The following is a 24,480-nucleotide window of genomic DNA, read 5'->3' as shown; positions in this document are numbered from 1 at the left end:
TAAAGGTTAATACAGAAATATGCCCGCCAGCCCGCAAAGGGCCATCAACAAAATGGGATGGATTTTCCATTTCCGCAGGGCAAAAAAGGAGAGCGAGAACAGCCCTACAGCGGTCAGATTCAGAGGAAGGCCCAAAGTTTTGGTATCGCTTTGGAAAGCCAGGGACGCAATGGTCAGCGCACAGGATGCGATCAGACCTACGGAGGCTGATTTTAGGCCGCTTAGGACCGGCTGTATCCAGCTGGTCTGCCGATGCTTTTTAAAAAAACGGTATAAAAAAAGAGATATGAGATACCCGGAAATGATACAGCCGAAGGTGGCGGCCACCGCGCCGCCTAAGCCCGCAATACGCATTCCTACAAAAGTGGAAGTGTTCACGGCCAGCGGGCCGGGGGTCATCTGGGAAATCGTTATGATATCGGTGAATTCCTGTAAGGTGAGCCAGGCGTGCAGGTCGATGACCTGCTGGCGGATAAGCGGTATCGTGGCATAGCCGCCCCCGATACTGAAAAAACCGATTTGCAGGAAGGAATAAAGTAAAGATAAAAGCCGTCCGGTCATGATACACGCCTCCTTACCTGTTCCCGGATCTTGCACTCCGCAAGGCAAAGAAGGGCGCTTCCTGGGATCAGAAGACAGACATTGATATGAAAAACACTGCTGGCCAGAAACGTGGCGGGAACCAGCAGGGTAAGTATCAGCCTGCGCTCCCGGAAGATGGTCCGGCACATATCGATGGTCATATCTACGATCAGGGCGGCTACGCCGGCCTCCATGCCCTTGAGTATAGCAGAGACCACGCGGCTGCTGCTAAAGGCGTCATAGCCAATGGATATCATGGAGATCAGCAGCAGGGGAGGCAGGACCGAGGCGATACAGCTCACCGCGGCTCCCAGCCGGCCAAGCGTCCGGTAGCCGGAGAGGACCGAGAGGTTTACCGCTATGGCTCCGGGGGAAGACTGGGCGATAGCGGCCATTTCCAGCAGTTCTTCTTCGGAGAAGAGCTGCTTTTTTTCTACAAAATATCTGCGGATCATGGGGATGACCACGTAACCGCCGCCAAAGGTAAAGGCGCTGATAAAAAAATGAATGCCGAAAAGCCACGGCAGATTCTTGAAGGTATTGGATTTCATAAGCCAGTATTCCTTTCTGAATTTTAATACATCATGCAAATCAAAGGATTCCGTCATTGGATCTTCTATACCGCACTGCGGCGGAAAGAAAGGTGCCGCTTACACGGCCCGCCGCAGGCGTAGTTTCACAAGCGAAACTCTTATTCAGTATAAGGGTTGTTATAACATAAGTAAAATGGTATTATTTTATATAATCCATAACTAAATAGTAATGAATGAGAAAGGAGTGAAGGAGAGGATGACGATCAGGCATCTGCGTATTTTCCAGACCGTGTGCAGGCAGGGAAGCATCACCAGGGCGGCGCAGGCTCTTTATATGACCCAGCCCGCGGTATCTCATGCGATTAGCGAGTTAGAACAGGAAGCGGGCTGTGAATTATTTGACCGGATCTCCAGAAAAATCTATCTGAATGAAACGGGAAAGCTGTTTTTGGAGAAGGCATCCCGTGTTCTGGAAATGTATGAAGAATTAGAAAATGGAGCGCAGAAGCTGGAGGAGCAGGCAACTCTTCGGATTGGTTCCAATATTACCATCGGATACCACTGGCTGCCGCTTATCATGGAAGAATTCCGGGCTGTCTGTCCGGAGGTTCCGGTTCAGGTATCGGTAGCGCAGGCGAGAGAGATTACCGGACAATTATTAAAGCATGAAATTGACCTGGCATTGATCGAGGGACCGATGGAACAGGAGGAACTGATACGGATACCGTTCTCCTCTTACCGGCTGATTCCCGTATGCGCAACTGTATGCCCGCTGGCGGGAAGGGAAGCAGAGCTGGAAGAATTCCTGGAATACCCATTGCTGTTAAGAGAGCCGGGAAGCGCCATCAGGGATACCTTTGACAGTATGCTAAGAGTCCATAATCTGACGGCGAAGCCGGCCTGGACCAGCGTGAACAGCCAGGTTCTCATCCGGGCGGTGGAACGCAATCTGGGTGTCAGCGTTCTGCCGGATGTGCTGGCAGAGTCAAAGATCCGCGGAGGGACCGTGGCGGAGGTTCACATACGCAAATGGAGGCTTGCAAATACGAATCATCTCGTATATCATAAAGATAAGTTTCTCACTGCGCCGATGCAGTCATGGATACGGGTAGTGAAAACCATGAGTAAGCGTGCGGAATAAAAGGTTACAATTTTTATAAATAAAATGAACTGGCACACAGGAGGTAGGGAATGTCTCTGGAGCAGAACGCGCTTGAATTTATTGAACGAATGCAAACATTATATTTTGAACGCAGAGATCACGAAAACGTCCTGGCTATGATGACTGAAGATACCAGCTGGATCGGAACCGGTGAAAACGAGATGTGCAGGGGGCTTCAGGAAGCCAGACAGGCTTTCGCCCGGGAAAAACAGGAGTATCCCGGTTCTTTTGTCATATCGGGATCAAACTATACGGCTGTGCCGTTAAACGAGAGCGACTGTCTGGTATACGGAGAATTAAGAGCCCGCGCCGGAAGCCGGAATATGGCGGATCTGCACCACCGGGTCAGCGCCCTGTGCAGGAATACGCCGAAGGGCATGAAACTGATACATCTCCATCTCTCTGATCCGAATCTGGATCAGGAACCGAACCGTTTTTTCGTATCAAAAAACAACCTGACCGACCGGCGGAATATGAAGCAGCGGATGGAACAGACGGCGCTTGAGTTAAAAGCCCGGAACGAGGAGCTGGAAGAGCTTACGGAGAATACACCCGGCGGTGTCCACAGATGCCGCAATGACGCGCATCTAACCCTGTTATCCATGAGTGAGAGCTTTCTTTCGATTCTGGGTTACACCAGGCAGGAGGTTAAGGAAAATTTCAACGACCGGTTCCTGGATCTTATCTATCCTGCTGATCGGGAAGAGGTGATAAAAAGCCTGAAGCGTCAGTTGAGTATGGGGAATACCGTGGAGATGGAATACCGGGTTATCTGTAAAAACGGGAAAGTCCGCTGGGTCCTGGATAGGGGAAAACTGGCAAAGTCCTATGACGGTACGCAGACCTTTTACTGCATGATGATTGATATTACCCAGAGAAGGCAGGAGCAGGAGGCGCTGCGTCTTAGCCTGGAGCGGCATCAGGTGATCATGAACCAGGCGACCGATATTATATTCGAATGGGATATCCGTAAGGATACGCTTGATTTTTCTTCGAACTGGCAGAAAAAGTTCGGTTATCAGCCGATCAAAAGCCGGATCAGCCGGAAAATCCCTTCTTCCGCCAATATCCACGACGCGGATGTGCAGGCTTTCGTAAAGATCATGCAAGATACGGCAGCGGGAGTACCCTATTCCGAGGCGGAATTCAGGATCAAAAATATAAGCGGAATATACCGGTGGTGCCGGATACGGGCTACGACCCAGTATGATGAGGAAGGGAAGCCGTTAAAAGCCGTGGGCGTGATCGCAGACATTGATCAGGAAAAGAAGAACACCATGAAGCTGCTGGAGCGGTCGCTTAAGGACAGCCTGACCGGGCTGCTGAATAAGAAGGCGGCCGAAGAGTGGATTCTTCGGTGTATCAGGGAGCATAGGGTGGGAACCGCACATGCCTTTATGATTCTGGATCTGGATAATTTTAAACATATTAACGATCAGTACGGGCATTATTACGGGGACCGGGTGCTGTGTGAGGTGTCGGACCAGCTTAGAAAACTGTTCCGTTCCAGTGACGTTTTGGGTAGGATCGGCGGCGATGAATTTCTGGTGTTTATGGAGGATATCGACAGCCGGCAGACAGCGGCGGACAAGGCGGAGGCGATTTTGTTTCATATCAGTCAGATACATAGGCTGGAGCGGGTCCCCGCACCGGTTACCTGCAGTATCGGAATCGCGCTGTATCCGGAGGATGCGTTAAGCTACGACGGTTTGTATCAATGTGCGGATCATGCGCTGTATGAGGCTAAGAACCAGGGAAAGGGCAAATATTCTTTCTGGGCGGACGGTAAAGAAGAGAACCCGTAAGAAGTAGCGCAACAGATCTGTCATAGGAAAGATCGATAAAGAGAACAATAAAAATATAGGAAAAGCTTATCTCTGCGCCGCCGGGTTCAGAGATTAAAAATAAGCGTTCGGGTTTCCTGCCGTTAGGCCTTTGAAGGCGGGAAAATCGGGCGCTTTTATTCGCTTTCATAAAGAAACAGCTGAGTAAAGGCGGGAGGACAATATGAAAATCAAACAGAACACGGATTCCCTTACCCAGGATTTCGGCAAATATGTAAGCCTGAATGTATTAGGAATGCTGGGGCTTTCCTGCTATATCCTGGCGGACACCTTTTTTATTTCCAGAGGATTGGGAGCGGACGGCCTGACGGCGCTGAATCTGGCGATTCCGATCTACAGCTTTTTAAACGGAGCGGGCCTGATGACAGGAGTCGGCGCAGCTACAAAATACTCGATTCACAAAGCCCAGAAAAAAGACGGCGCGGCCAATGCTGTCTTTACCCACGCTTGCCTGCTCTGGCTGATTCTGGGAACCTTGTTTGCGGTGGCAGGCGCGGGGTTTAGCGGTCCGATTGCCGCTTTGATGGGGGGAGAAGGAAAAACCTATGAAATGACCAGAATATACCTGAAGACCATTTTGAGTTTTGCGCCTTTCTTTCTTATGAATAATATTCTCATTGCCTTTATTCGAAACGACGGCGGTCCACGGCTGGCCATGAGCGCAATGCTGGCCGGCAGTTTATCGAACATTCTGCTGGATTATATCTTTATATTTCCTTTTCAAATGGGAATGTTCGGCGCTGCGTTCGCAACCGGACTGGCGCCGGTTGTCAGTATCGGCGTTCTGTCCGTACATCTGATCCGGCGCAGGAACGGATTTCATATCTGCCGCTGCCGCATGCGGGGCAGAATACTTTTGGATATTTGCGCATTGGGTATGTCGGCTCTGATCACAGAGGTTTCATCCGGCATCGTGATTATTGTATTTAATATGGTCATTCTTCAGTTGGAAGGAAATACCGGAGTAGCCGCATTTGGGGTCATTGCGAATCTGGCGTTGGTGGTCATCGCGATATTTACCGGGATCGCCCAGGGAATACAGCCGATCGTCAGCACAAACTACGGAAAGGGAAATACCCGCGCCGCCGGGAAAATCCTGAGATTGGGGATCATGACGGCTCTGGGATTCGCCGTTCTTATCTATCTGCTGACTTTTGGATTTGCGGACGGATTGGTTATGATCTTTAACCGGGACAACGATCTGCATCTTAAGCAGCTGGCTGTGTCAGGATTAAAACTTTATTTCACCGCGTTTTTGTTCGCGGGCCTGAATATATTAGCCGCGTCCTATTTCAGCGCCACAGAGATGCCGAAACAGTCCTTCGCGGTCTCGATCATCCGGGGATGCGTTGGCATCATACCGCTGGTGTGTCTGCTGGCCCATTTCTTCGGCATGACCGGAGTGTGGATCTCTTACCCGGTCACGGAAGCAGGTACGGCAGTGCTTGCGGCCGGATTCCTATGGTACGTAAGCCGCAAGCAGATACCGGAAAATTAAGAATTTTTCAAAGTTCGGAATACTCTGGCGGATAAGATAGTGACAACGGCGGAGATCAGTACCGTACCCAAAAGGATCACCCAGGTCTGGTCTTTCAGCAGATCAAACAGGAAACCGTACATTCCCTGGCCGACCGGCTGTGCGCACATGGACAGCGTCATGGCGAAAGAGATTACTTTTCCGATCAGATGGGGCGGGGTTACGCTCTGCAGATAGGACAGGGTCTGCACGGTGAACATGGTGGCGCTTGCCATCAGCAAAAAGCTGCATACCGTGATAATCAGATAGGTTACCATGGCAGGTGCTTGAAGTAACAGGGCAATCCCGACCGGCAATGTGAAGATAGTGGCGGCCAGCAGGAGCAGATGGGAATTGGACACCTGAAGTTTTTTGGAGAGTATGCCGGTCAGAATTCCTCCGCACAGGCCGCCGAAGGCCAGTGCGCCTTCTGCGTAACCGCACAGCTTTAATGATAATCCCAGAGTCTGTGTAATGAGCACCGGAAACCCGACAATCAGCATGGAAGTGAGAAAAAGGTTGAAGACTGCGACGATCATCATAACTTTAAAAATGGTCGGGTTATCCTTGCGGATGTAGGAAACGCTTTCCCGGAAATCGGAGAGCGCCTTGGTCAGCATACTTGTTTTGACGGGCTGCCGCTCAAAAGGGATATGGATAAAGATTTCCATAATCGCGGAACAGGTAAAGCAAAAGATCCCAAGCACAAGGATCGGGGTAAGCCCGAAGGAACTCAGCAGGATGCCTCCGATGATCGGGCCTAAAAGTCCGGCCAGGGAGCTGACCTGATTGATGACCGCATTGGCAGAAAGCAGGTGTTCGGGACTTGCAAGCGCCGGCATGCTGGCCTGGACCGCGGGCTGGTAGGCGGCCTGGATTCCGCACAAAAGCATCATGGTGATGGTCATCAGCAGGACCAGATTCATCTGCGACATGGCCAGTGTGAAGATAAGAACCAGGGCAGCGGTAGTAAAATCCAAGATTACCATGATGTTTCGTTTGTTAACCCGGTCTGCGATGATGCCGCCGACCGGGGAGAGCAGAATCATCGGTATCATGGATAAAGCCAGCACTGTGCCGTAGATAGAAGAGGAGCCCGTAATATTCAATAGATAGAGGGGAAGCGCGAAACGCAGGATCGCATTTCCAAATAAAGAGATAATCTGGCCGATCACCACCAGCGTAAAGTCGCGGTGAAAAAGTCTGTTCTTGTTCAAGAGTAAATCCTCCTTTAATCATTTCCTTATAATTTTCTTACAATATAGATACCGACGTTTGGTATGTAAAGGCTTAAAAGAATATGCCCCGAAGGGCAATCCCATATTTCCGAATAAATTTCTCTATAAAAGATAATCCGTATAGACGGTCAGCAGATCCAGCATATCGTCATCCAGCAGGGGGATGCCAAGACTCTCCGTCATATCTTTCAGAAACCGGAATTTGTTGCGGACGTCCTCTTTGGAATCGCTGAAAACCATAGGATTCAGCCATAAATTCAGCAGAATCATCAGTGCCTGCGCCAATTCATGGGGATACTTTGAATGAATGGAGCCGTCGTCGATTCCCTCCTGGATAAAGGGTTCCAGCGCCGGTGCGATAATCTCTACGGAGTCATGAAGCTGCTCCGCCAGGAACTTCGGATTTTTTAATAAATTGGGGACAGCCTGGGCGAATTCCGTCTGTTCTTTGGAATCCAGGGATTTGCGGATCATCAGTTTTAATTTTTCCAGGCCGTTTAAATCTTCCCGGGAAATGATCTCCGTGATGAGCAGATCATACGTTGTGCTTCTGGAGATCACGGCGTTGATAATATCTTCTTTTGATTTGAAATGATGGTAAATAGCGCCTTTGCTCAAATCGCCGAGTTCATCCACGATATCCTGTATAGTCGTCTGTTCGTAACCTTTTTCCATAAACAGCTTGAAAGACACGTCCAGAATCCGTTCGATGGTTTCTTCCGGGTGTTTATTTCTTGCCATGGATTCACTTCCTTTACATACATTCGTTTGGTATGTATAACATAACACACAGAAAGGGGAGGTGTCAATAGAAGAATGCAAGAATTAACTATTACATTTTAGGGTAAAATTGGAAAAATGCTTGACTTAGAGCAAAGTTTAAGTGCTATGATAATAAAAAATAGTAGCGCTCGAAAAAGCCTCGCTGACTATTTTTCATGCATCGCACATAAGCGGCTAAAAAGCAGCCGCAAGTGCTCATAGCGATAAAAAATAGTAGCGCTCGAAAAAGCCTCGCTGACTATTTTTCATGCATCGCACGTAAGCGGCTAAAAAGCAGCCGCAAGTGCTCATAGCTATAAAAAATAGTAGCGCTCGAAAAAGCCTCGCTGACTATTTTTTATGCATCGCACATAAGCGGCTAAAAAGCAGCCGCAAGTGCTCATAGCTATAAAAAGTTGTGGTGTTAAAATATGGTATTTTAGAATATCAATAAGATTGGAATAGGAGAGGGATATATGGAAAACAGATATTTTGAGAGCATCAAAGAGGAAATTTCACTGCTGGGTTTTGGATGCATGAGGCTTCCGAGAATCTGTGAGGAAAAGCAGGAGATTGACGAGAAAAGGGCATTGGAGATGTTTGACTATGCCCATGAGCATGGGGTAAATTATTTTGATACGGCTTATCCTTATCATGAGGGGCTGTCGGAGCCCTTTGTGGGAAAAGCGTTAAAGAGGTATCCCAGGGAGAGCTTCCACCTGGCCAGCAAGATGCCGCCGTGGATGTTAAAGTCCGAATCAGATGTGGAACGGATTTTTGAGGATCAGTTAAAACGCTGTCAGGTGGACTATTTTGACTTTTACCTGGTACATAATATTTGCAGGGAACATCTGGAAATCGTGGAAAAATTCCATGTCTATGAGTTCCTGAAAAAGAAAAAAGAAGAGGGAAAGATCCGCCGCCTGGGATTTTCCTTCCACGATAAGCCCGCTCTGCTAAGACAGGTGACAGATCGGTACGAATGGGATTTTGCCCAGATCCAGCTGAACTATCTGGACTGGGAACTGCAGGATGCGAAAACCCAGTATGAGATCCTAAAAAGCCATCAGATTCCGGTGGTGGTCATGGAGCCGGTGCGGGGGGGAAGCCTGGCCGGCCTTTCAGAGCCGGCGGCGGAAGTTCTGAAAAAGGAGAACCCGGAATTGAGTACGGCGTCCTGGGCGGTCCGGTTTGCTGCATCCTTACCGGGCGTTATGACCGTGTTAAGCGGTATGTCCGATTTGGCGCAGGTACAGGACAATGTGAAGACGATGACGGATTTTAAACCGCTTACACAAAGAGAGCGGGAGGTGCTTACGGAGGCCTTGGATATCTACCGGTCGTCCGGGACGATTCCCTGTACCGGCTGCAGATACTGTATGGATTGTCCGGCCGGGGTGGATATCCCGAAAGTCTTTGCTATATATAATCAGTACCGGATCGATCATAATGAAAATTCCTTCCGCTCCACGTATGGTTATCTGGAGGAAGAAAAACAGGCGCAGCATTGTGTGCGATGCGGTAAGTGTATGGAGCATTGTCCCCAGCATATCCAGATCCCGGATAAGATGGAAGAGATACGGGATTTCGCGGCCGGCGGCAATTGATGGGAATGTTATAGACAATTCATGTAATTTATAAATTTTTTAGAAATTTTCGAATTCTTTTATAATATAGACACACTTTAAACATATTTCACCTTTATAATAAATATCAGATAGTTGATCACACACTCACTATCTCCCCCCCTCATAAAAATGTGCAAAGGGATGTGTCCAAGACACATCCCTTTGTTGTGTTATTGACTTTAAAGGATTATACGGTAATCTCAGGGTTTTGCATGAAGTTCCCTGGCTATGTCGCAGCCGGTTCTGGTAGCCGCCAATCCGCCTTGTCCGGTTTCTCTGAGACAGGAGGGCAGTAGAGTGCCGATATCGGCCATGGCGTCAATCACTTCATCCGCCGGTATGCGGCTTTCGATCCCGGCCAAAGCCATCTGGGCCGCGGAAAAGGCATTTACCGCCCCTATGACATTGCGCTTAACGCAGGGGACTTCCACGAGTCCTGCCACCGGATCGCAGACCAGGCCCAGCAGGTTTTTCAATGCCATTGCCAGTGCATGGGCTGCCATTTCCGGTGTTCCGCCCTGTTGGGTGACGAGAGCGGCCGCCGCCATAGCGGAGGCGGTCCCCACCTCGGCCTGACAGCCGCCTTCCGCTCCGGCGATCGTGGCGCGGGTGGCTACGACCTGTCCGAATCCGGCGGCTGTGTACAGAGCCTCGATGACCTGCCGGTCATCCGCCAGCTTACGTCGGTACAGGGGCAGTAAAAGAGCGGGCAGCACACCGCAGGACCCGGCAGTTGGCGCGGCGACGATCCGGCGCATACAGGCGTTGGATTCCCCCATTTGAAGAGCCTGCGCAATGATCTCGCCGATCAGGCCGTTGGACAGGGAATCTTCCTTTTGGATATATGCGGCCATCTTCGCGCCGTCTCCGCCGCTTAATCCACTTTTGGAGCGGAGCGCCCCGTCATAGGAGTCCCCGGATTCCTTCATGCGGGTCCAAAGCGTCTGCATCTGCTTCAAGGAAGCTTCGGCGGTGACGCCCCGGTCCCGGCAGTCATCTTCCAGAAACAGCCTCCACAGCGGAAGCCCTTTTTCACGGCATGCGGCCAGCGCCGCTTCTATGGTTTCAAACATCACATGTCCTCCTCGCTGGTATTCAGATAGGTTACTTTGAGCACGCCTTCCAGGTGCTCCGCCCAGCGGACCGCAGTCTGGGGTATGGGCTGGTCGGTTTCCACCACCATGACCGCCCGGCCGCCTCTACTGTCCCGGTACAGATGCAGGGTGGCGATATTGACGGATTTGTGGGCAAGCATGGAGGTGATCTCCGCCACATGCCCGGGCTGGTCGATATGCTGCACGATCAGGGTGGGAGAATCCCCCGTGAAGTCCGTTCTGATACCGTCCAGCTTCCGGATACTGATGCGGCCGCCACCCAGGGAACAGCCCTCCACCTGGAGAAATTTCCCGGAGACACCGGATACCTTAAGCACCACCGTATTCGGATGAGCGTCTTTTAAGCGGATTTCCCCGATCGACACGGCGATCCCCCGCTCCTTTGCAAGTTCCATGCTGGTGGGAATCCGCATATCATCCGACTGCATTCCAAGAAGTCCGGCCACCAGCGCGCAGTCTGTCCCATGCCCCTTCCCGGTGGCTGCAAAGGAGCCATGAAGAAGCATTTCGATCTCAGCAGGTTCTTCACCTAACAATTTTCGGGTAACGTAGCCGATGCGTACGGCGCCTGCCGTGTGGGAGCTGGACGGTCCAACCATAACGGGGCCAAGAATTTCGAACAGGTTCATATTTACCTCCGGTACCGCAACTATGACGGCCTTTCTCTAACGTACATATTTTCCATTCCGATCTTAAGTTATTCTAACATAAGTAAAAGTCACCGTAAAGGGCGGCTCCCCGGAAAAAGTCATTCCACTTGTTATTTAAAGAAAGATCAGGTATGATAAATTACAGATGTTTTGGCGATAAGGAGGAAAATGATGTGGGAGAGTTGGGAAAGTTGCCGAATATAGGAAAAGCCTTGGAAGAGCAGCTGGCTTACGTTGGCATTACGACACCGGAACAGCTTCGGGAAGCGGGCAGCAAGCAGGTGTGGCTGAAAATCCTGGGGATCGACGATTCCGCCTGCTATAACAGGCTGTGCGCCCTGGAAGGGGCCATCGAGGGGATTCGCTGGCATCAGCTTTCGCAGGAAAAAAAGGACGAACTGCGGGAATTTTATAAATCGGTAAAGAAGTAATGGTGGGAGATATGAAGAGAACAAATGATCTTGGCAGCGACCCGATTATAAGGTTGGTGCTTCGTCTCGCTGTGCCTACGATGCTGGCGCAGCTGGTGAGCGTGTTGTACAGCATCGTGGACAGAATCTACATAGGCGCGGGTGTGGGAGACCTGGGGTTGGCCGGCGTGGGCGTGTGCGGGCCTATCGTGACTTTCCTGACTTCTTTTGGTTCGCTGGTAGGCCTTGGGGGTTCCCCGAATATGGCTATGCGGATGGGAGCGGGGAAGAAAAAAGAGGCGGAACAGTTTATGTCCAGCGGATTCCTGATGCTGGTCGTAATTTCGCTGGTGCTGACTGTGGCGCTTCTGCTTTCGAAAGATTATCTGCTTATGTGGTTTGGAGCCAGTGAAGCGACCTTTCCCTATGCGGATACTTATCTGACGATCTATGCGGCAGGCACTTTTTTTGCGCTGATGGCTGTGGGAATGAACAGTTTCCTGATCTGCCAGGGGTTTTCGGGGCTGGGAATGCTTACCGTTGTGCTGGGCGCGGCGTTAAATATCGCGCTGGACCCTCTGTTTATCTTTGTATTTCATATGGGTGTGGCCGGCGCGGCCATAGCGACGGTGATCTCCCAGCTTGCGTCCTGCGCCTTTGTTTTATTTGCTCTGACGCGCAAAACTATGCCGGTCCGCCTGAATCTGAATGGATTTTCCATGCGGTTTGTAAAGCGGATTATCCGTTTCGGCCTGTCCCCGTTCCTGATTATCGCCTCCGACAGTATTCTTTTGATCCTGCTCAACACCATGATCCAAAAATACGCGGGGCCTGGTAAAGGGGATATCCTGATAACCTGCGCTACGATCGTGCAGAGCTATTTCCTGCTGATCTCCATGCCCATGGGAGGCATTACGCTGGGGAGCCAGCCGGTAGTGAGCTTTAATTACGGTTCCGGCGATACGAACCGGATCAGACAGGCGATCCGTGCGGTGACCGGATTGTGCCTGATTTTCTGCCTGGTTATGACGGTGGTGACTTATACGCTGTCGCCCCTGTTCGTGCGGCTTTTTACTTCCAACGGGGAGGTGGCGTCCATGACCGTGCATTATATTAAAATTTTCACCTTCATGATTCTGCCTCTGGCAGTCCAGTACGCGCTGGTGGATGAGACGACCGCCCTTGGCTATGTACAGCTGGCCCTGTTTTGTTCCATGTTCCGAAAATGTTCCTTTTTGCTTTTGGTTATATTCCTGCCCATGTTCTTCGGCGCGGAGGCAGTCTTTTTTTCGGAACCGATCGTGGATCTGGCGGCCGCTGTGATGACGGGATGCCTGTTTGCCCATTTTGTTCCGCCGATGCTGCGCAAAAGGGAACAGGAAAAAGAGTTGGAAAAGGTAAAGTAAGTTAGGTGGATACTCTATGGCTTCTATATTATTGGTAGAGGACGACCGCACATTGAGCGACGGGATCGTGCTGGCGCTGGAGCGGGACGGTCATCTTTTTACGAAGTGTTATGAATTAAAAAGTGCAATGGGGCAGATTCGAAAGCGCACTTTCGACTTGGTGATTCTGGATATAAATCTGCCGGACGGCAGCGGGTATTCACTGCTATCGAAACTGCGGGAGTCCTCCGGGACGCCGGTTCTGATGCTGACCGCCAATGATCTGGAGAGTGATGAAATACTGGGGTTGTCCATGGGGGCGGATGATTATGTGACGAAGCCCTTCAGCCTGCTGATCTTAAGAACCCGGGTCAATGTTCTTTTGCGCAGAAAGCCCGCGCAAAAACAGGATGTGTTCGAAACAGGCGAATATTTGTTTGATTTTCATAGAATGTATTATATGATTCACGGTCGAGAGATCATGCTGAACCGAACGGAGCAGAAGCTGTTATATCTTCTGGTGAAGAATAAAGGACAGATTCTGACCAGACGGCAGCTTCTGGAAAGCGTGTGGGAGAATGCGGCTGATTCTGTGGAGGAAAACGCGCTGTCCGTGGCCATGAACCGGTTACGGCACAAGGTTGAGGAGGACGCGGGCCGTCCCTCCTTTATACAGACGGTATATGGGATCGGCTATGTGTGGAGGGAGGAGTGAGAAGAGATGGAACCCAGAATGGGACGCGTCTACCGGCGGCTGAATGAGATGCTGGATCAGGCGATGGAGGGGGAGTTTTTAGAGAGCCGCTATGACGAGAGCGAGCTCTCCAGGCTGGAAACCAGATGGAAACAATACCTCAGCGCTTCCCGGCAGTCTGCCCGGGAGATTCAGGAAGAGCGCCAGAATCTTCAGAGTCTCGTATCGGATATTTCCCATCAGACCAGGACCCCGCTGTCGAATATTCTGCTGTATACACAGCTTCTGGAAGAAAAGGAAGGAATGCCAAAGGATGCGGGCAGATTGGTTGCGGCGGTGAAAGGACAGGCGGAAAAGCTGGACTTCCTGATCCAATCTCTGGTGATGGCATCCCGTCTGGAGAGCGGTATCCTGAAAATGCAGCCGGTTTTGCAGCCGGCGGGACCTATGGTATTCGATGCGGCGGCGGCCATAGAGCCCAGAGCCTGGGAAAAACAAATCCAAATCGTGATAGAAGAACAGGATTCGTTGAAAGAGAGGGAGATTACAGCGGTTTTTGACCGAAAATGGACCTCCGAGGCCCTGTATAATCTGTTGGACAACGCGGTAAAATATACCCAAGAGGGGGATACGATCCGGGTTGGTATTCGGGAATATGAGATGTTCGTGCGGATATGTGTGGTGGATCATGGAATTGGTATCCGTGAGGATGAGCTTGGACAAATTTTCCAGAGATTTTACCGGGGGAAGGATGTGCGGGAAAAGGAAGGCGTGGGAATCGGCCTGTACCTGTCCAGAAGTATCATAGAGAAGCAGGGCGGATATCTGAAAGCGGTATCCGGCCCGGAGAAGGGATCAGAGTTTTCGATATTCCTGCCAAAATCTTTGGGAAATTCTTAGAATTTGGAAAGATTGTGGAAAGATTTCTTTGTTATAGTCTATTTGTAAAGAAATAGGCTATTTTTTTATTCCATAGGAATAAGCATGGAGGATTTAGGATGAGTATTTTGAAAACAACCCATTTGCGGAAGTATTACGGAGAAGAAACGAATCAGGTAAAAGCTTTGGACGATGTGAATCTGACGGTGGAACAGGGAGAATTCGTCTCCATAGTGGGTACCAGCGGCAGCGGGAAATCAACGCTGCTTCATATGCTGGGCGGTCTGGATCTGCCCACGTCCGGCGGCGTAACTGTGGATGGAAAAGAATTATATTCCATGAAAGAGGATGAACTTACGATCTTTCGGAGAAGAAAGATTGGTTTTGTGTTCCAGAGCTACAATCTGGTGCCGGTATTGAACGTACTGGAAAATATTGTACTGCCTATGGAATTGGACGGAAATCGTACCGATACCGGCTATGTGAGGCAGATTATCGAAACGCTGGGTCTGCAGGAAAAGAAAAACAGCATGCCGAATCAACTGTCCGGCGGCCAGCAGCAGCGTGTGGCCATCGCCAGAGCGCTGGCGGCCAAACCGGCGATCATTTTGGCCGATGAACCGACGGGCAATCTGGACTCCCGCACGAGCCTGGACGTCATGGGCCTGCTTAAGACAACCGGCCGGAAGTTTGGCCAGACCATCGTGATGATTACCCATAATGAAGAATTGGCGCAGATGGCAGGCCGGATCATCCGAATCGAGGATGGCAGGATAACAGGAGGCGGTGAGACAGATGCGTAAGGTGCAGAACAAAAAAACCATCCGCAGGCTGGCGATGCGCAGTTATCATGCCGCGGGCGCCCGAAACCGGATTGCGGTGACCGCGATCGCACTGACTACGATTTTATTTACCAGCCTGTTCACGATCGGAAGCGGAGCTGCCTATTCGATTCAGCGCAATACGGTGCGCCAGTCCGGCGGAGACGGCCACGCGGTATTAAAATACATTACCGATCAGGAGTATCAGGATATCAGGAACCATCCGCTGATCCGCGAGATCAGCTATAACCGGATCATCGCGGACAGTGTCGATAATCCGGAATTTCTGAAGCGCCGCGTGGAAATGTACTACATGGATGATACCGGAAGAAAGCTGGGTTTTTGTGAGCCGTCCGTGGGAAGGACGCCGGAGAAAGAAAATGAGATTATTACGGATACCCGGACCCTGGAACTATTGAACGTGCCAAAAGAGATCGGGACAGCGGTCCCCCTGACCTATACGGCAAAGGGAAAGCAGCATACCGAGGAGTTTACGCTTTCCGGTTACTGGGAAAGTGATCCGGTATTCAATGTGGGATTTGTGATCGTATCAAAGGCATTTTTGGATTCCCATGCGCAGATGCTGGCATACGAGGGAAAAACGGAACAGGGGATGGCGGGAGCTGTTAATTCCTATCTGATGTTCGGGAATACGTTCCGCATGGAAGAAAAATTAAGGCGGGTCATTACAGAGAGCGGCTATACGACAAGATTTGAGGAGGAACAAAGGGAATCGCTGCCCACAGATATTGAGTGTAACGTGAACTGGGCTTACGGGATGGGGGAATTTACCAGCTTCGGTTCGGTCACAGCAATCCTGTTAGGGTGTCTCTTGATTCTGCTGACCGGCTACCTGATTATTTATAATATTTTCCAAATATCTGTATTGCGGGATGTACGGTTCTATGGGTTACTAAAGACGATCGGGACGACCAGGAGACAAATTAAGAAGATTATTACGATACAGGCGCTGCGCTTGTGCCTGATCGGAATCCCGGTGGGACTGGTCGTGGGCTATGGGGCCGGCGCTGCTGCGCTGCCGCTGATCACTTCCAGTATGCTGTCGATGGATGCCAGTATAAAACCAAATCCCGCGATTTTTGCAGGAGCGGTGTTATTCAGCCTGCTGACCGTCTGGGTCAGCACGAGGAAGCCAGGTAAGATAGCGGCCGGGGCCAGTCCTGTGGAGGCCGCCGGATATACCGGGATAGAAAATAAACGTAAAATCAAAGAAAAAGAGAGAACGGACGGCGGAAAATTATGGCGTATGGCCTTATCCAATTTGGGAAGAAGCAGGAGCAGGACGATTCTGACGGTGATTTCCCTGGCGCTGAGCCTGGTGTTATTGAACTCCGTTGTAACCCTGTCCCGGGGATTCGACATGGATAAATATCTGTCCCATTTTATGAAAACGGACGGTCTGATCGCGCATGCGCAGTATTTTAATTTTGAATACCGGGGCGGTGACCAGGATACGGTCAGTGACCAGGCAATACGGGCGGTGGAGAGCAGAGAGGAATTCCTGGATGGCGGGCGTATCTATTATGACCGGGGGATTCTGGTCACAGTAAAAGATCCCGGGGTTAAAGCGGGAGATTTAAGTTATATCGGAATGCCCATGGAGGATCTGCAGGTAGAAGACGGAGAATATTATGCATCCATATATGGTATGGATTCCTTTAACATCGGAAAACTGGATGTAATAGAAGGGGAGCCGGATGAAGAAAAGCTGGCCACAGGCAGATATGTGATCGCAGGCGTTACAACGGATGACCGGGGGAAACCTGTGCCTGAAAACCAGCATTTTCACACAGGGGACCGGATTATCCTGAACAACCGGGGGAAGATAAGGGAATTTGAAGTGCTGGCAGTGAATGCCATCCACACTTATGGCGAGACTACCCGGAACTTTGACGAATATACGTTTATTCTTCCATCCGGCGTGTATCAGGAGTTTACAGGATCTGATGAGGTGATGAGTTATACCTTTGATGTAAAACCGGATAAGATACAAAGCATGACGGAGTTTCTGGCTGCTTATACCAGGAATACGGAACAGGAGATGTCCTACGAGACAAAACAGTCCTATGTGGGTGAATTCCAGGAGATGCAGTATATGCTGCTTATGGTCGGGGGCGCTTTGAGCTTTCTCATTGGCCTGATCGGTAATCTGAATTTTATGAATTCCATACTCACCAGCATCCTGTCCAGGAAGCGGGAATTCGCCATACTTACCAGCATCGGCATGACCGGAAAGCAGATGAAGAAGCTGTTGGCCTTCGAGGGACTTTACTATGCCGCAGGTACCGGGATGACCGCGCTGCTCCTGGGAATCCTGACTTCCGTCTTCGTGATCGGCCGGGTAGGAGGCTCGATCTGGTTTTTCAGCTATCACTTTATAATCTGGCCGCTTTTGATCTGCATTCCTCTGCTGTTTCTTTTGGGAGTCCTGGTACCTGCAGCGGCCATGCGGGGAATGGTAAAAGAAAGCGTAGTCGAGCGGTTAAGAGAGGGTGAATAAATTCAACAACAGTATGACCAAAAGGAACAAAAGGGGACATGTCCAAAACGCCAAACAGCGTTTTGGACATGTCCCCTTTATGAGCCGGCAGCCCAGAGCATCCCGGCCCTGAGCAGCGGGCATACCCAAACCCGAGGAAGAACCCTAACGGATGACCGGGTGCACATAAGGATAATAACTCTGCAAAGCTGAAATATCCACCGCATTTCCCCGATAAGTTTCGAGCCACTCCCGATAGCCCGGGTTTTCCCATACGGTTCCATCCTGGAAAGTAACTTGTTTTATGCAAAACAGGGCATAGGCTGTCTGATTAGGTCCGCCGTCCCCGACCTTAGGCCATCCTTCCATCTTTTCCCCGTCGTACAGCGACCATCCGCCGTCGGGATCGGACGTCTGACCGGGCATAAGCGTCGTATCATCCTCCACGATCCAGTCATAAGTAAACTCCGCGCCGGAGTCCAGCAGTAACCACTTCAGTTTCAGGGGATTCCCGGCTTCATCGTAAGCCAGCATACAGTATTGGGTATCGACCACGGTCTGATCCGTTCGATTCGTGAGAATACGATGCAGATACGGCCAGCCGCCCTCATAATAGCGAAGCTCCACACGGTCAAATACCAATGCCTGCTCTAACGTTTCCACGTCCGGAGTCTCAATAAACGCACGGTCCGGGACCGGAACGGTTCCTGTACTGCCGGAAACGCTGCCGGAAGCTGCAAACCCGAACGAGAGACCGGCAATGATTGCTACAGACGCCAGCACGGCCCCAAATGTCGTCTTTTTATACTTCATAACCGCCTGAATCCTCTCCTCAATCGCAAACCTGCTAAAACCACTGGCAAAAGGAGCAAGCCCTCCTTTTCGCTCCTCCATGCTGATCAGCGCCATAGCATAAGTGGAGCGCACCGCCTGTCCCAACGCACGCACCACAGCTTCATCGCAGGACAATTCCAGATCCCGGTTGGCGAGCCCATACATAACCCAGACAAACGGGTTAAACCAGTGCACGCACAGAGCGGCAGCCAGGAAAAACTTAGTCAGTCCGTCAAACCGTCTCACATGTATGAATTCATGCCACAGAACACAATCCAAATCCCGAACATCCCAGTTTTTTTGCTTCGGAATAAGAATCACGGGCCTGAGAACGCCATAGCTAAGGGGAGCCTTCAGCCGGCTGCTCTGCCGTACCGTCAGCGGTCTTTTCAGCTCATGTTGCGCCAGCCAATCCGATACTACCTCACTCTCCGCAGGCAGCGCTTCCGCAAACAACCGCCGGCATCTAAAATAACAGACAAAGAAAAACACTGCGCACAGCAATCCCCCCGCAAGCCATACCAAACGCAAAACCCTGCCAACCGAAACAGACTCCTCTTCTGATCCAATCCCCGATACCCCGTCATGCTCAACAACCACATCGGAATTCAGCACGGGTAGGTTACCATCCGCCGCATTCGCCACATACCCGTTCGCCCCCCGCTCACCGATCACCGAAAAAATACTAACCGGTGAAGGAAAAGAAAACGGAATCAGCAGCCGCACCAGCACGATCCACCACAAGACAAGAAAAGTCTTCTTTGGAAGCCGGTGAAGCAGCAACAGCCGTACCACGGAAATCAAGGCGATCATGACTCCCGCAGACACGCTCATCTGCACAAGACTCATTCCCGATCACCTCCTGAATCCCCGACCATCCGCCTCAGCCTTTCAATCTGATCGGCAGACAGATTTTTCCGGTCAAGCAAACAAGCGAACAGCTTATCGACAGAGCCGTCAAAAACCTTATTAATCAGCTCATCCGTCTCCTGTTCCTGCACCTGTTCTTTTGGAATCAGGGCATGGCAGACAAAATGAGGTTCCCTGCGCTCGATAGCACCCTTCTTCACGCAACGCTTGATAAGCGTATAAGTCGTATTCACATTCCATCCAACCTGCTCCTTAAGCACATCCGCTATAAACTTAGCCGTAACATCCCCCTCCTTCCAAATAACATCCATCACTTTCAATTCCGAGTCAAACAATTTTATTCCCATACCGGTACCTCCAAACAACGAACCCTAACTAAATTCCAAATACATCTGTCAATTAATAATCCCCAACCATCCCATAACCCTCAGAGCCCAACCCATACTACCACAGTAGTGCCTCATACATCCATACTACCACCGTCGTAAAACAAAGTCAATACTACCACAGTAGTAAAAAACTTTCTCCCATGGAACCCAGCTATCACCAAACAGGAGCGGGAAGATGCGGGGAGCGGTGCCGGGCGCGGGGGACATTCGTATGGGGCGTCAAATCGCTTGAGACCGGACCTTAGAACAGGTTACGCAGATGGAGGGAGAACCTCGCAGGGCCCGGGACACTGTCCGAGCCGTCCTTTGGCGAGTTTGTCCCGGACCCTGCCAATAAGAGGTTCTCCCTCCACCGGAGTTACCTGTTCTTAGGTCCGGCCGATGCGATTTGACGCCCCATACGAATGTCCCCCGCGCCCGGCACCGCTCCCCGCATCTTCCCGCTCCGTCCCCATAGCCCCATTCCTTTCCAAACAATGTAAAGAACAATGTAAGTTTTCGCCTTGCATATTTTCTGCAAAGGAGGTAATATGAGTAAGATATTACGAAACCGCGTAGAAAAAAGCGCAGTGAATGTACAACTGGAGGTAAAGATGAACGAAAAAGTAAAAAAACTTGCCAGAAGCGAATATCTTCCTTTGTTGATCCTGGGTGTGGCCTATTTTGCCATCCATCTGGTAGTGCCCAAGATCGCAGATGATATATCGACTTATGATGCCTATAAGAACGTGGATTTCTTTTCACCCTCTTTTCTTTGGTTTATGGTGAAGGACTGGTACTTTAACTGGTCGTCCAGAATCTTTTTGGATTTCTCTATGGATTTCTTCAATATGGCTCCTCAGTTTATCTGGGTGATCCTGGATGTCCCGGCGATCCTGCTATTGATCTATTCGATTGCCCGAATTTTCCCTGCGAAACACAGGACCGCCTGCATGTGGGTGCTGGTGGGCTTTTTCTTCCTGTATGAATTCATCAATCTGGGCGGGACAGGCTTTATTACGGTAACGGTGACCTATCTGTGGCCTCCTGCGCTTGGAATGTATTCAATTCTGCTGACCAAGCGGCTGCTGACCGGCGAGAAGGTGCGCATGTGGCAATATATCCTGGCTGCGCTGGGGCTTGTGTACGCCACGAATCAGGAGCAGATGTGCGGGATCGGCCTGGTGCTCTTTACCTTCTGCTTTATCTATCAGTGGGTAAAAAAGCGGCCCAAGCTCTATATCGGTATAGAATGGCTGATCACCATGGCGAACTTTATCAATTTTGCCACCTGTCCCGGAAATGCGCAGCGGGCGATTTCGGAAGAGGCAAATTATTATGTGGGATACAGTACGATTTCATTTTTCAATAAGATCCGTATGGGGATCTATGCCACCGGAATGAAGCTTCTGATCGGGAACTGGCTGTTTTTCATGTTTGCCATACTGCTGGCGGTGCTGGTCATCCGCAAGCAGAAGCAGCTGTGGAAGAGGATTGTCGGGCTGATTCCGTTGGGGATCGCCATCGTTTTCGGTCCCCTGGCGCCCTATGCGTCCCGGGTATTCTGGGTGATCGACCGTATTCCCGACGGAGGCACCCTTTACGGTGATCCGGCGGCCATCGGCACGGTGATGGTAGGCAGGGAGATCTTGATGTTTGCGCTGATCTTGATAGCGGCTGTTACGGTTCTGCTGTCCCTGTACTGGATTTTCGGAAAATCCACGCTTACCTGGTGCCTGATGTTCGCGGTGATCATGGGGTACGCTACCCGCGCGGTAATGGGATTCTCACCGACGATCTGGGTGTCCGGCGAGCGGACTTATTTCTGGATGCATGTGGCTTTGATGTTCTGCAGTTATGTGATGTTTGACGAGATACTGAGTACCGCGGAGGGGAAATATGAATCGCTGGCGCTTATGGCCGTCGGTACGCTTCCTGTTTCAGGAGTCCCTCAGTCCATCTATTACTGGGTGATGATCGCGGGGCTATATTTGAAAAAGTCCCTGTCTTTCGCCGCAACCTATATGATCGTGCTGTGGATACCGGCTGTGGTACAATATTTTGAAAGCTTCCAATTCATATACCATCTGTGATGGGGATTTTCACAAAGGGCCGTTTGTGATCCTTCACAGTAAATTTCCAGTGGATATAAGCAGGGCGGCGTGGTATAATATTTCTGTTGTTAGTAAATGCCAGAAAAAGGCGGGGATATGTAAAAATGCATACAAAGAAACTGATTGCTCCAATCATTATTGCCGTACTGTTTATCCTTTATTTGACCGGGCTTTTGGTATTATGGACGAATTTTTATCTGCCTTTGTTCGCGAAAATAGTCGGGGTCTTAATACTGGTGGCATTGGCGGCTGTGATGATCTTTGTTCTGGTTGAAAGAATTCAAGAGATAAGGAGTGGAGAAGAGGATGATCTTAGTAAATACTGATTACATTTCCGGTAAAAACTTATCCATGCTGAGTTTGGTGAAGGGCAGTACCATTCAGTCAAAGAATATTGGACGGGATATTACCCAGGGCTTTAAAACAATTGTGGGCGGCGAACTGAAAGCCTATAATGAAATGATGAACGAGGCCAGGGCGCTTGCCACCAAGAGAATGGTAGAGGAAGCTGAGAAAATGGGCGCGGATGCGGTAGTGAATGTACGTTATGCATCTTCCGCGATCATGCAGGGAGCGGCTGAAGTAATCGCTTACGGGACGGCTGTAAAATTTGTATAGTTTTACATGTGCTTGTCCGGCCGGATCTGTATTATAAGAGCTTTCATGTGCATTCATTTGAATGGGAAATTCGGTTGTATATAGGCAGATTAAGGATGTAAGCGGATCCTGGGAATGAGAGAAATAGGAAGGGCCGATGTAGAAGGAGCGGCGGTCAATGTGTCCGCTGGCTTTCTGCATCGGCCCTTTTGTAAATTTTTCCGAAACGGGTCAGAAGTAGGAAATGTGCCCTAATGCCGGAAGGGCAGGGTCAAAATCTTTATAATGACAGAGGGGGTCCCGGGAAATTCGCCGAGAATGATTTCCCGGAACTGGGAGCCGGTAAGCATATGCATTTGCCGCTGCCCCGCTATTTCTATGAAGCCCGATACCTGATCGCCGACGGCGATATGCGCGTTGGCATAGCCGCCGATCGCTACGCGGGAGGCTATGGCGCAGCCTCCGAGGGAATAGATACCGACGGAAAAACCGCCGACGGCGAAGAGGCCCGCGGCGACTCCGCCCACCGCCAGAATACCTACGGCGACGGCGGCAAAGACGAAGGCTCCGATCCCCAGGGCCGCCAGCACAAGAATTCCGGCGCTGATGCAGCCGACGGACAGGAAACCGGCGCTTATGATTCCCAGGGAAATTAAGCCTACAGCAATATTTCCTATGGCGATAATCCCCTTGGCGCGGTAGAATCCTCTTCCCAGATTGATATGAACCAGAGGAAGGCCGAAAAGGGTCCGCTTACTCTTATATTCATAATGGGGCCGGTAAAGCCGGTAGGGGATATCAAAAGCCTGAGTTTCTGCGTCCCCGTTATCCGGGGAAACGAAGGCTTCCCCGGTATCCTTTAGCAGGCTGTCCAAAGACACCTGGAAGTATTCGCTTATGGCGACCAGATTGCCCACATCCGGGGTTGAGGCCCCGGTTTCCCATTTTTGGACTGCCTGCCGGGATACGCCCAAATGGCCGGCCAGGTTTTCCTGAGACAGGCCGCGGGCTTTGCGCAGCTGATATAGCTTTTCTGAAAAAGTCATTTTTCTCCTCCATGTGTGCATGTATTTTACTATCATCACGTCATGGGTATGGTAACAGAAAGGACTGTAAGCGGCTACCATCCCGGGTAAATATTTTGACAACCAGTGGTTGCAATCCGCTTAACAGCTAGGTTTATCGTTTGAAATGCTTTAAGGCTCCTCAGTGGTCTTTGCAGAGAATGTCCTGGAACTCCGGATGTTTCCCGAACCAGCGGGAGGCATAAGAGCAGGTGCAGACACATTTCAAATTCGATGCGCGGATCTGTTCGGCCGCTGCATGTACCAGCTGTCCGGCGATCCCCCTGCCCCCGAGACTTTCATCTACAAACGTATGATTGATATTGACGATGTGATCCATAACTTCCGGGAAGGTGATTTCCGCCAGAAGTTTTCCGGATTCATCTTTTTGGTAAATGCGGTTTGTTTCACGGATAAAATCCATTTGTAATACCTCCTTAGCATCGCGCCTGACACAGCGATTTCGTTTGAATGCCCCGTGTGGAACATGCATTCAGTTTACAACAGTTTCAAGGAACAGACAATATAAGAAAGCCCGGAAAGGAAAACTTTCCAAAGAGGACAAAGAGGATAACGAATGAAAACGAGAGAAGAGGCGATTGCCTTCTGTAAAACATTTCCGGAAGTCTATGAAGACTATCCCTTCCATGATCAGAACTGGACTGTGATGCGTTATAAGAAGAACCGGAAAAGTTTTGCGTTTATCTATGAGAGGCAGGGAACTGTCTGGATCAATGTAAAATGCGCGCCTGACTGGATCGAATTCTGGCGGAACGCCTTTGCAGGGGTGGTACCTGCTTATCATATGAATAAGAAATATTGGAATTCTATGATCCTAAATGGCAGTATACCGGATTCGGAAGAGAAGCGTATGATTTCAGAAAGCTATGACCTGGTAACCGGGGGGAGATAGC

At 50.4% G+C, this 24,480-nt stretch carries 24 protein-coding genes; 14 read left to right on the top strand and 10 right to left on the bottom strand.

All coding sequences use genetic code 11. The features are described from left to right. Nucleotides 1-6: 6 nt before the first annotated feature. Together KTH89_RS05475 and KTH89_RS05470 are read right to left on the bottom strand one after the other, a co-directional pair. Complete coding sequence (locus KTH89_RS05475) at nt 7-561, bottom strand: chromate transporter (RefSeq protein WP_238720968.1); 555 nt, start codon at nt 559-561, stop codon at nt 7-9. Then, a complete protein-coding gene (locus tag KTH89_RS05470) occupies nt 558-1,133 on the bottom strand; it encodes a chromate transporter (RefSeq protein ID WP_238720967.1) in 576 nt (191 codons plus the stop codon). Before KTH89_RS05470 ends, KTH89_RS05475 begins: the two co-directional genes overlap by 4 nt. Nucleotides 1,134-1,371: 238 nt before the next feature. Between KTH89_RS05470 and KTH89_RS05465 the strand changes: the two genes are divergently transcribed. From KTH89_RS05465 to KTH89_RS05455, 3 genes are all read left to right on the top strand, one after another. After that, nucleotides 1,372-2,256 (top strand): LysR family transcriptional regulator, encoded by an 885-nt coding sequence (locus KTH89_RS05465; protein WP_238720966.1) that lies wholly within the window; start codon nt 1,372-1,374, stop codon nt 2,254-2,256. Between the two features lie 50 nt (nt 2,257-2,306). After that, complete coding sequence (locus tag KTH89_RS05460; protein ID WP_238720965.1) at nt 2,307-4,082, top strand: diguanylate cyclase domain-containing protein; 1,776 nt, start codon at nt 2,307-2,309, stop codon at nt 4,080-4,082. Nucleotides 4,083-4,284: 202 nt separating this feature from the next. Then, nucleotides 4,285-5,619 (top strand): MATE family efflux transporter, encoded by a 1,335-nt coding sequence (locus tag KTH89_RS05455; protein WP_238720964.1) that lies wholly within the window; start codon nt 4,285-4,287, stop codon nt 5,617-5,619. Here KTH89_RS05455 and KTH89_RS05450 read toward each other — a convergent pair. After that, nucleotides 5,616-6,854, bottom strand: a complete 1,239-nt coding sequence (locus KTH89_RS05450) for an MFS transporter (RefSeq protein ID WP_238720963.1) — start codon at nt 6,852-6,854, stop codon at nt 5,616-5,618. The genes KTH89_RS05455 and KTH89_RS05450 overlap by 4 nt on opposite strands. Before the next feature lie 123 nt (nt 6,855-6,977). Beyond that, on the bottom strand, nt 6,978-7,616 hold the full coding sequence (locus KTH89_RS05445) for a TetR/AcrR family transcriptional regulator (RefSeq protein ID WP_158342773.1): 639 nt from the start codon (nt 7,614-7,616) through the stop codon (nt 6,978-6,980). Between the two features lie 497 nt (nt 7,617-8,113). Between KTH89_RS05445 and KTH89_RS05440 the strand changes: the two genes are divergently transcribed. Then, nucleotides 8,114-9,244 (top strand): aldo/keto reductase, encoded by a 1,131-nt coding sequence (locus KTH89_RS05440; protein WP_238720962.1) that lies wholly within the window; start codon nt 8,114-8,116, stop codon nt 9,242-9,244. A gap of 221 nt (nt 9,245-9,465) precedes the next feature. On the opposite strand, the gene sdaAA is transcribed toward KTH89_RS05440, so the two are convergent. Beyond that, entirely contained in the window at nt 9,466-10,341 is an 876-nt protein-coding gene (sdaAA, locus tag KTH89_RS05435) for an L-serine ammonia-lyase, iron-sulfur-dependent, subunit alpha (RefSeq protein ID WP_408639956.1), read from the bottom strand. Next, the gene (sdaAB, locus tag KTH89_RS05430; protein WP_158342770.1) at nt 10,338-11,009 is read right to left on the bottom strand and encodes an L-serine ammonia-lyase, iron-sulfur-dependent subunit beta; all 672 of its coding nucleotides are present in this window, start codon (nt 11,007-11,009) and stop codon (nt 10,338-10,340) included. The genes sdaAA and sdaAB overlap by 4 nt, the downstream gene beginning before the upstream one ends. Nucleotides 11,010-11,203: 194 nt before the next feature. Between sdaAB and KTH89_RS05425 the strand changes: the two genes are divergently transcribed. From KTH89_RS05425 to KTH89_RS05400, 6 genes are all read left to right on the top strand, one after another. Continuing rightward, nucleotides 11,204-11,461: a TfoX/Sxy family protein gene (locus KTH89_RS05425; RefSeq protein WP_158342839.1), complete on the top strand. Its 258-nt coding sequence runs from the start codon at nt 11,204-11,206 to the stop codon at nt 11,459-11,461. Between the two features lie 11 nt (nt 11,462-11,472). Continuing rightward, nucleotides 11,473-12,846 (top strand): MATE family efflux transporter, encoded by a 1,374-nt coding sequence (locus KTH89_RS05420; protein WP_238720960.1) that lies wholly within the window; start codon nt 11,473-11,475, stop codon nt 12,844-12,846. Between the two features lie 16 nt (nt 12,847-12,862). Then, a complete protein-coding gene (locus KTH89_RS05415; RefSeq protein ID WP_238720959.1) occupies nt 12,863-13,540 on the top strand; it encodes a response regulator transcription factor in 678 nt (225 codons plus the stop codon). 6 nt (nt 13,541-13,546) lie between these two features. Then, on the top strand, nt 13,547-14,419 hold the full coding sequence (locus tag KTH89_RS05410) for a sensor histidine kinase (protein WP_238720958.1): 873 nt from the start codon (nt 13,547-13,549) through the stop codon (nt 14,417-14,419). Between the two features lie 98 nt (nt 14,420-14,517). Further along, nucleotides 14,518-15,201 carry an ABC transporter ATP-binding protein gene (locus KTH89_RS05405; protein WP_238720957.1) on the top strand — a complete coding sequence of 228 codons (684 nt, stop codon included), beginning with the start codon at nt 14,518-14,520 and terminating at the stop codon, nt 15,199-15,201. Continuing rightward, nucleotides 15,194-17,740: an ABC transporter permease gene (locus KTH89_RS05400; protein ID WP_238720956.1), complete on the top strand. Its 2,547-nt coding sequence runs from the start codon at nt 15,194-15,196 to the stop codon at nt 17,738-17,740. Before KTH89_RS05405 ends, KTH89_RS05400 begins: the two co-directional genes overlap by 8 nt. Nucleotides 17,741-17,884: 144 nt before the next feature. On the opposite strand, the gene KTH89_RS05395 is transcribed toward KTH89_RS05400, so the two are convergent. Then, nucleotides 17,885-19,402 (bottom strand): M56 family metallopeptidase, encoded by a 1,518-nt coding sequence (locus KTH89_RS05395; protein ID WP_238720955.1) that lies wholly within the window; start codon nt 19,400-19,402, stop codon nt 17,885-17,887. Then, complete coding sequence (locus KTH89_RS05390) at nt 19,399-19,770, bottom strand: BlaI/MecI/CopY family transcriptional regulator (RefSeq protein WP_158342763.1); 372 nt, start codon at nt 19,768-19,770, stop codon at nt 19,399-19,401. Before KTH89_RS05390 ends, KTH89_RS05395 begins: the two co-directional genes overlap by 4 nt. A gap of 572 nt (nt 19,771-20,342) precedes the next feature. Between KTH89_RS05390 and KTH89_RS05385 the strand changes: the two genes are divergently transcribed. The 3 genes from KTH89_RS05385 (at nt 20,343) to KTH89_RS05375 (ending at nt 22,523) form a co-directional block, all read left to right on the top strand. Next, nucleotides 20,343-21,884 carry a DUF6056 family protein gene (locus tag KTH89_RS05385; protein WP_238720954.1) on the top strand — a complete coding sequence of 514 codons (1,542 nt, stop codon included), beginning with the start codon at nt 20,343-20,345 and terminating at the stop codon, nt 21,882-21,884. Nucleotides 21,885-22,009: 125 nt separating this feature from the next. Further along, on the top strand, nt 22,010-22,231 hold the full coding sequence (locus KTH89_RS05380) for a hypothetical protein (RefSeq protein ID WP_238720953.1): 222 nt from the start codon (nt 22,010-22,012) through the stop codon (nt 22,229-22,231). After that, nucleotides 22,212-22,523, top strand: a complete 312-nt coding sequence (locus KTH89_RS05375; protein WP_158342760.1) for a YbjQ family protein — start codon at nt 22,212-22,214, stop codon at nt 22,521-22,523. Before KTH89_RS05380 ends, KTH89_RS05375 begins: the two co-directional genes overlap by 20 nt. A gap of 230 nt (nt 22,524-22,753) precedes the next feature. Here the strand turns inward: KTH89_RS05375 and KTH89_RS05370 are convergent, their stop codons facing one another. Both KTH89_RS05370 and KTH89_RS05365 read right to left on the bottom strand, forming a co-directional pair. Continuing rightward, nucleotides 22,754-23,548, bottom strand: a complete 795-nt coding sequence (locus KTH89_RS05370; protein ID WP_238720952.1) for a helix-turn-helix domain-containing protein — start codon at nt 23,546-23,548, stop codon at nt 22,754-22,756. Nucleotides 23,549-23,708: 160 nt separating this feature from the next. Further along, nucleotides 23,709-23,990, bottom strand: a complete 282-nt coding sequence (locus tag KTH89_RS05365; RefSeq protein WP_238720951.1) for a GNAT family N-acetyltransferase — start codon at nt 23,988-23,990, stop codon at nt 23,709-23,711. 153 nt (nt 23,991-24,143) lie between these two features. Here KTH89_RS05365 and KTH89_RS05360 point away from each other — a divergent pair, with 153 nt between their 5' ends. Next, nucleotides 24,144-24,479 carry an MmcQ/YjbR family DNA-binding protein gene (locus KTH89_RS05360; RefSeq protein ID WP_158342757.1) on the top strand — a complete coding sequence of 112 codons (336 nt, stop codon included), beginning with the start codon at nt 24,144-24,146 and terminating at the stop codon, nt 24,477-24,479. Nucleotide 24,480 lies beyond the last annotated feature (1 nt).

Source organism: Diplocloster agilis (assembly GCF_019042275.1).
GTDB lineage: Bacteria > Bacillota > Clostridia > Lachnospirales > Lachnospiraceae > Diplocloster > Diplocloster agilis.
Note: the sequence above shows the minus strand (reverse complement) of the source record. Positions and strands in the feature narration are given on the sequence as shown.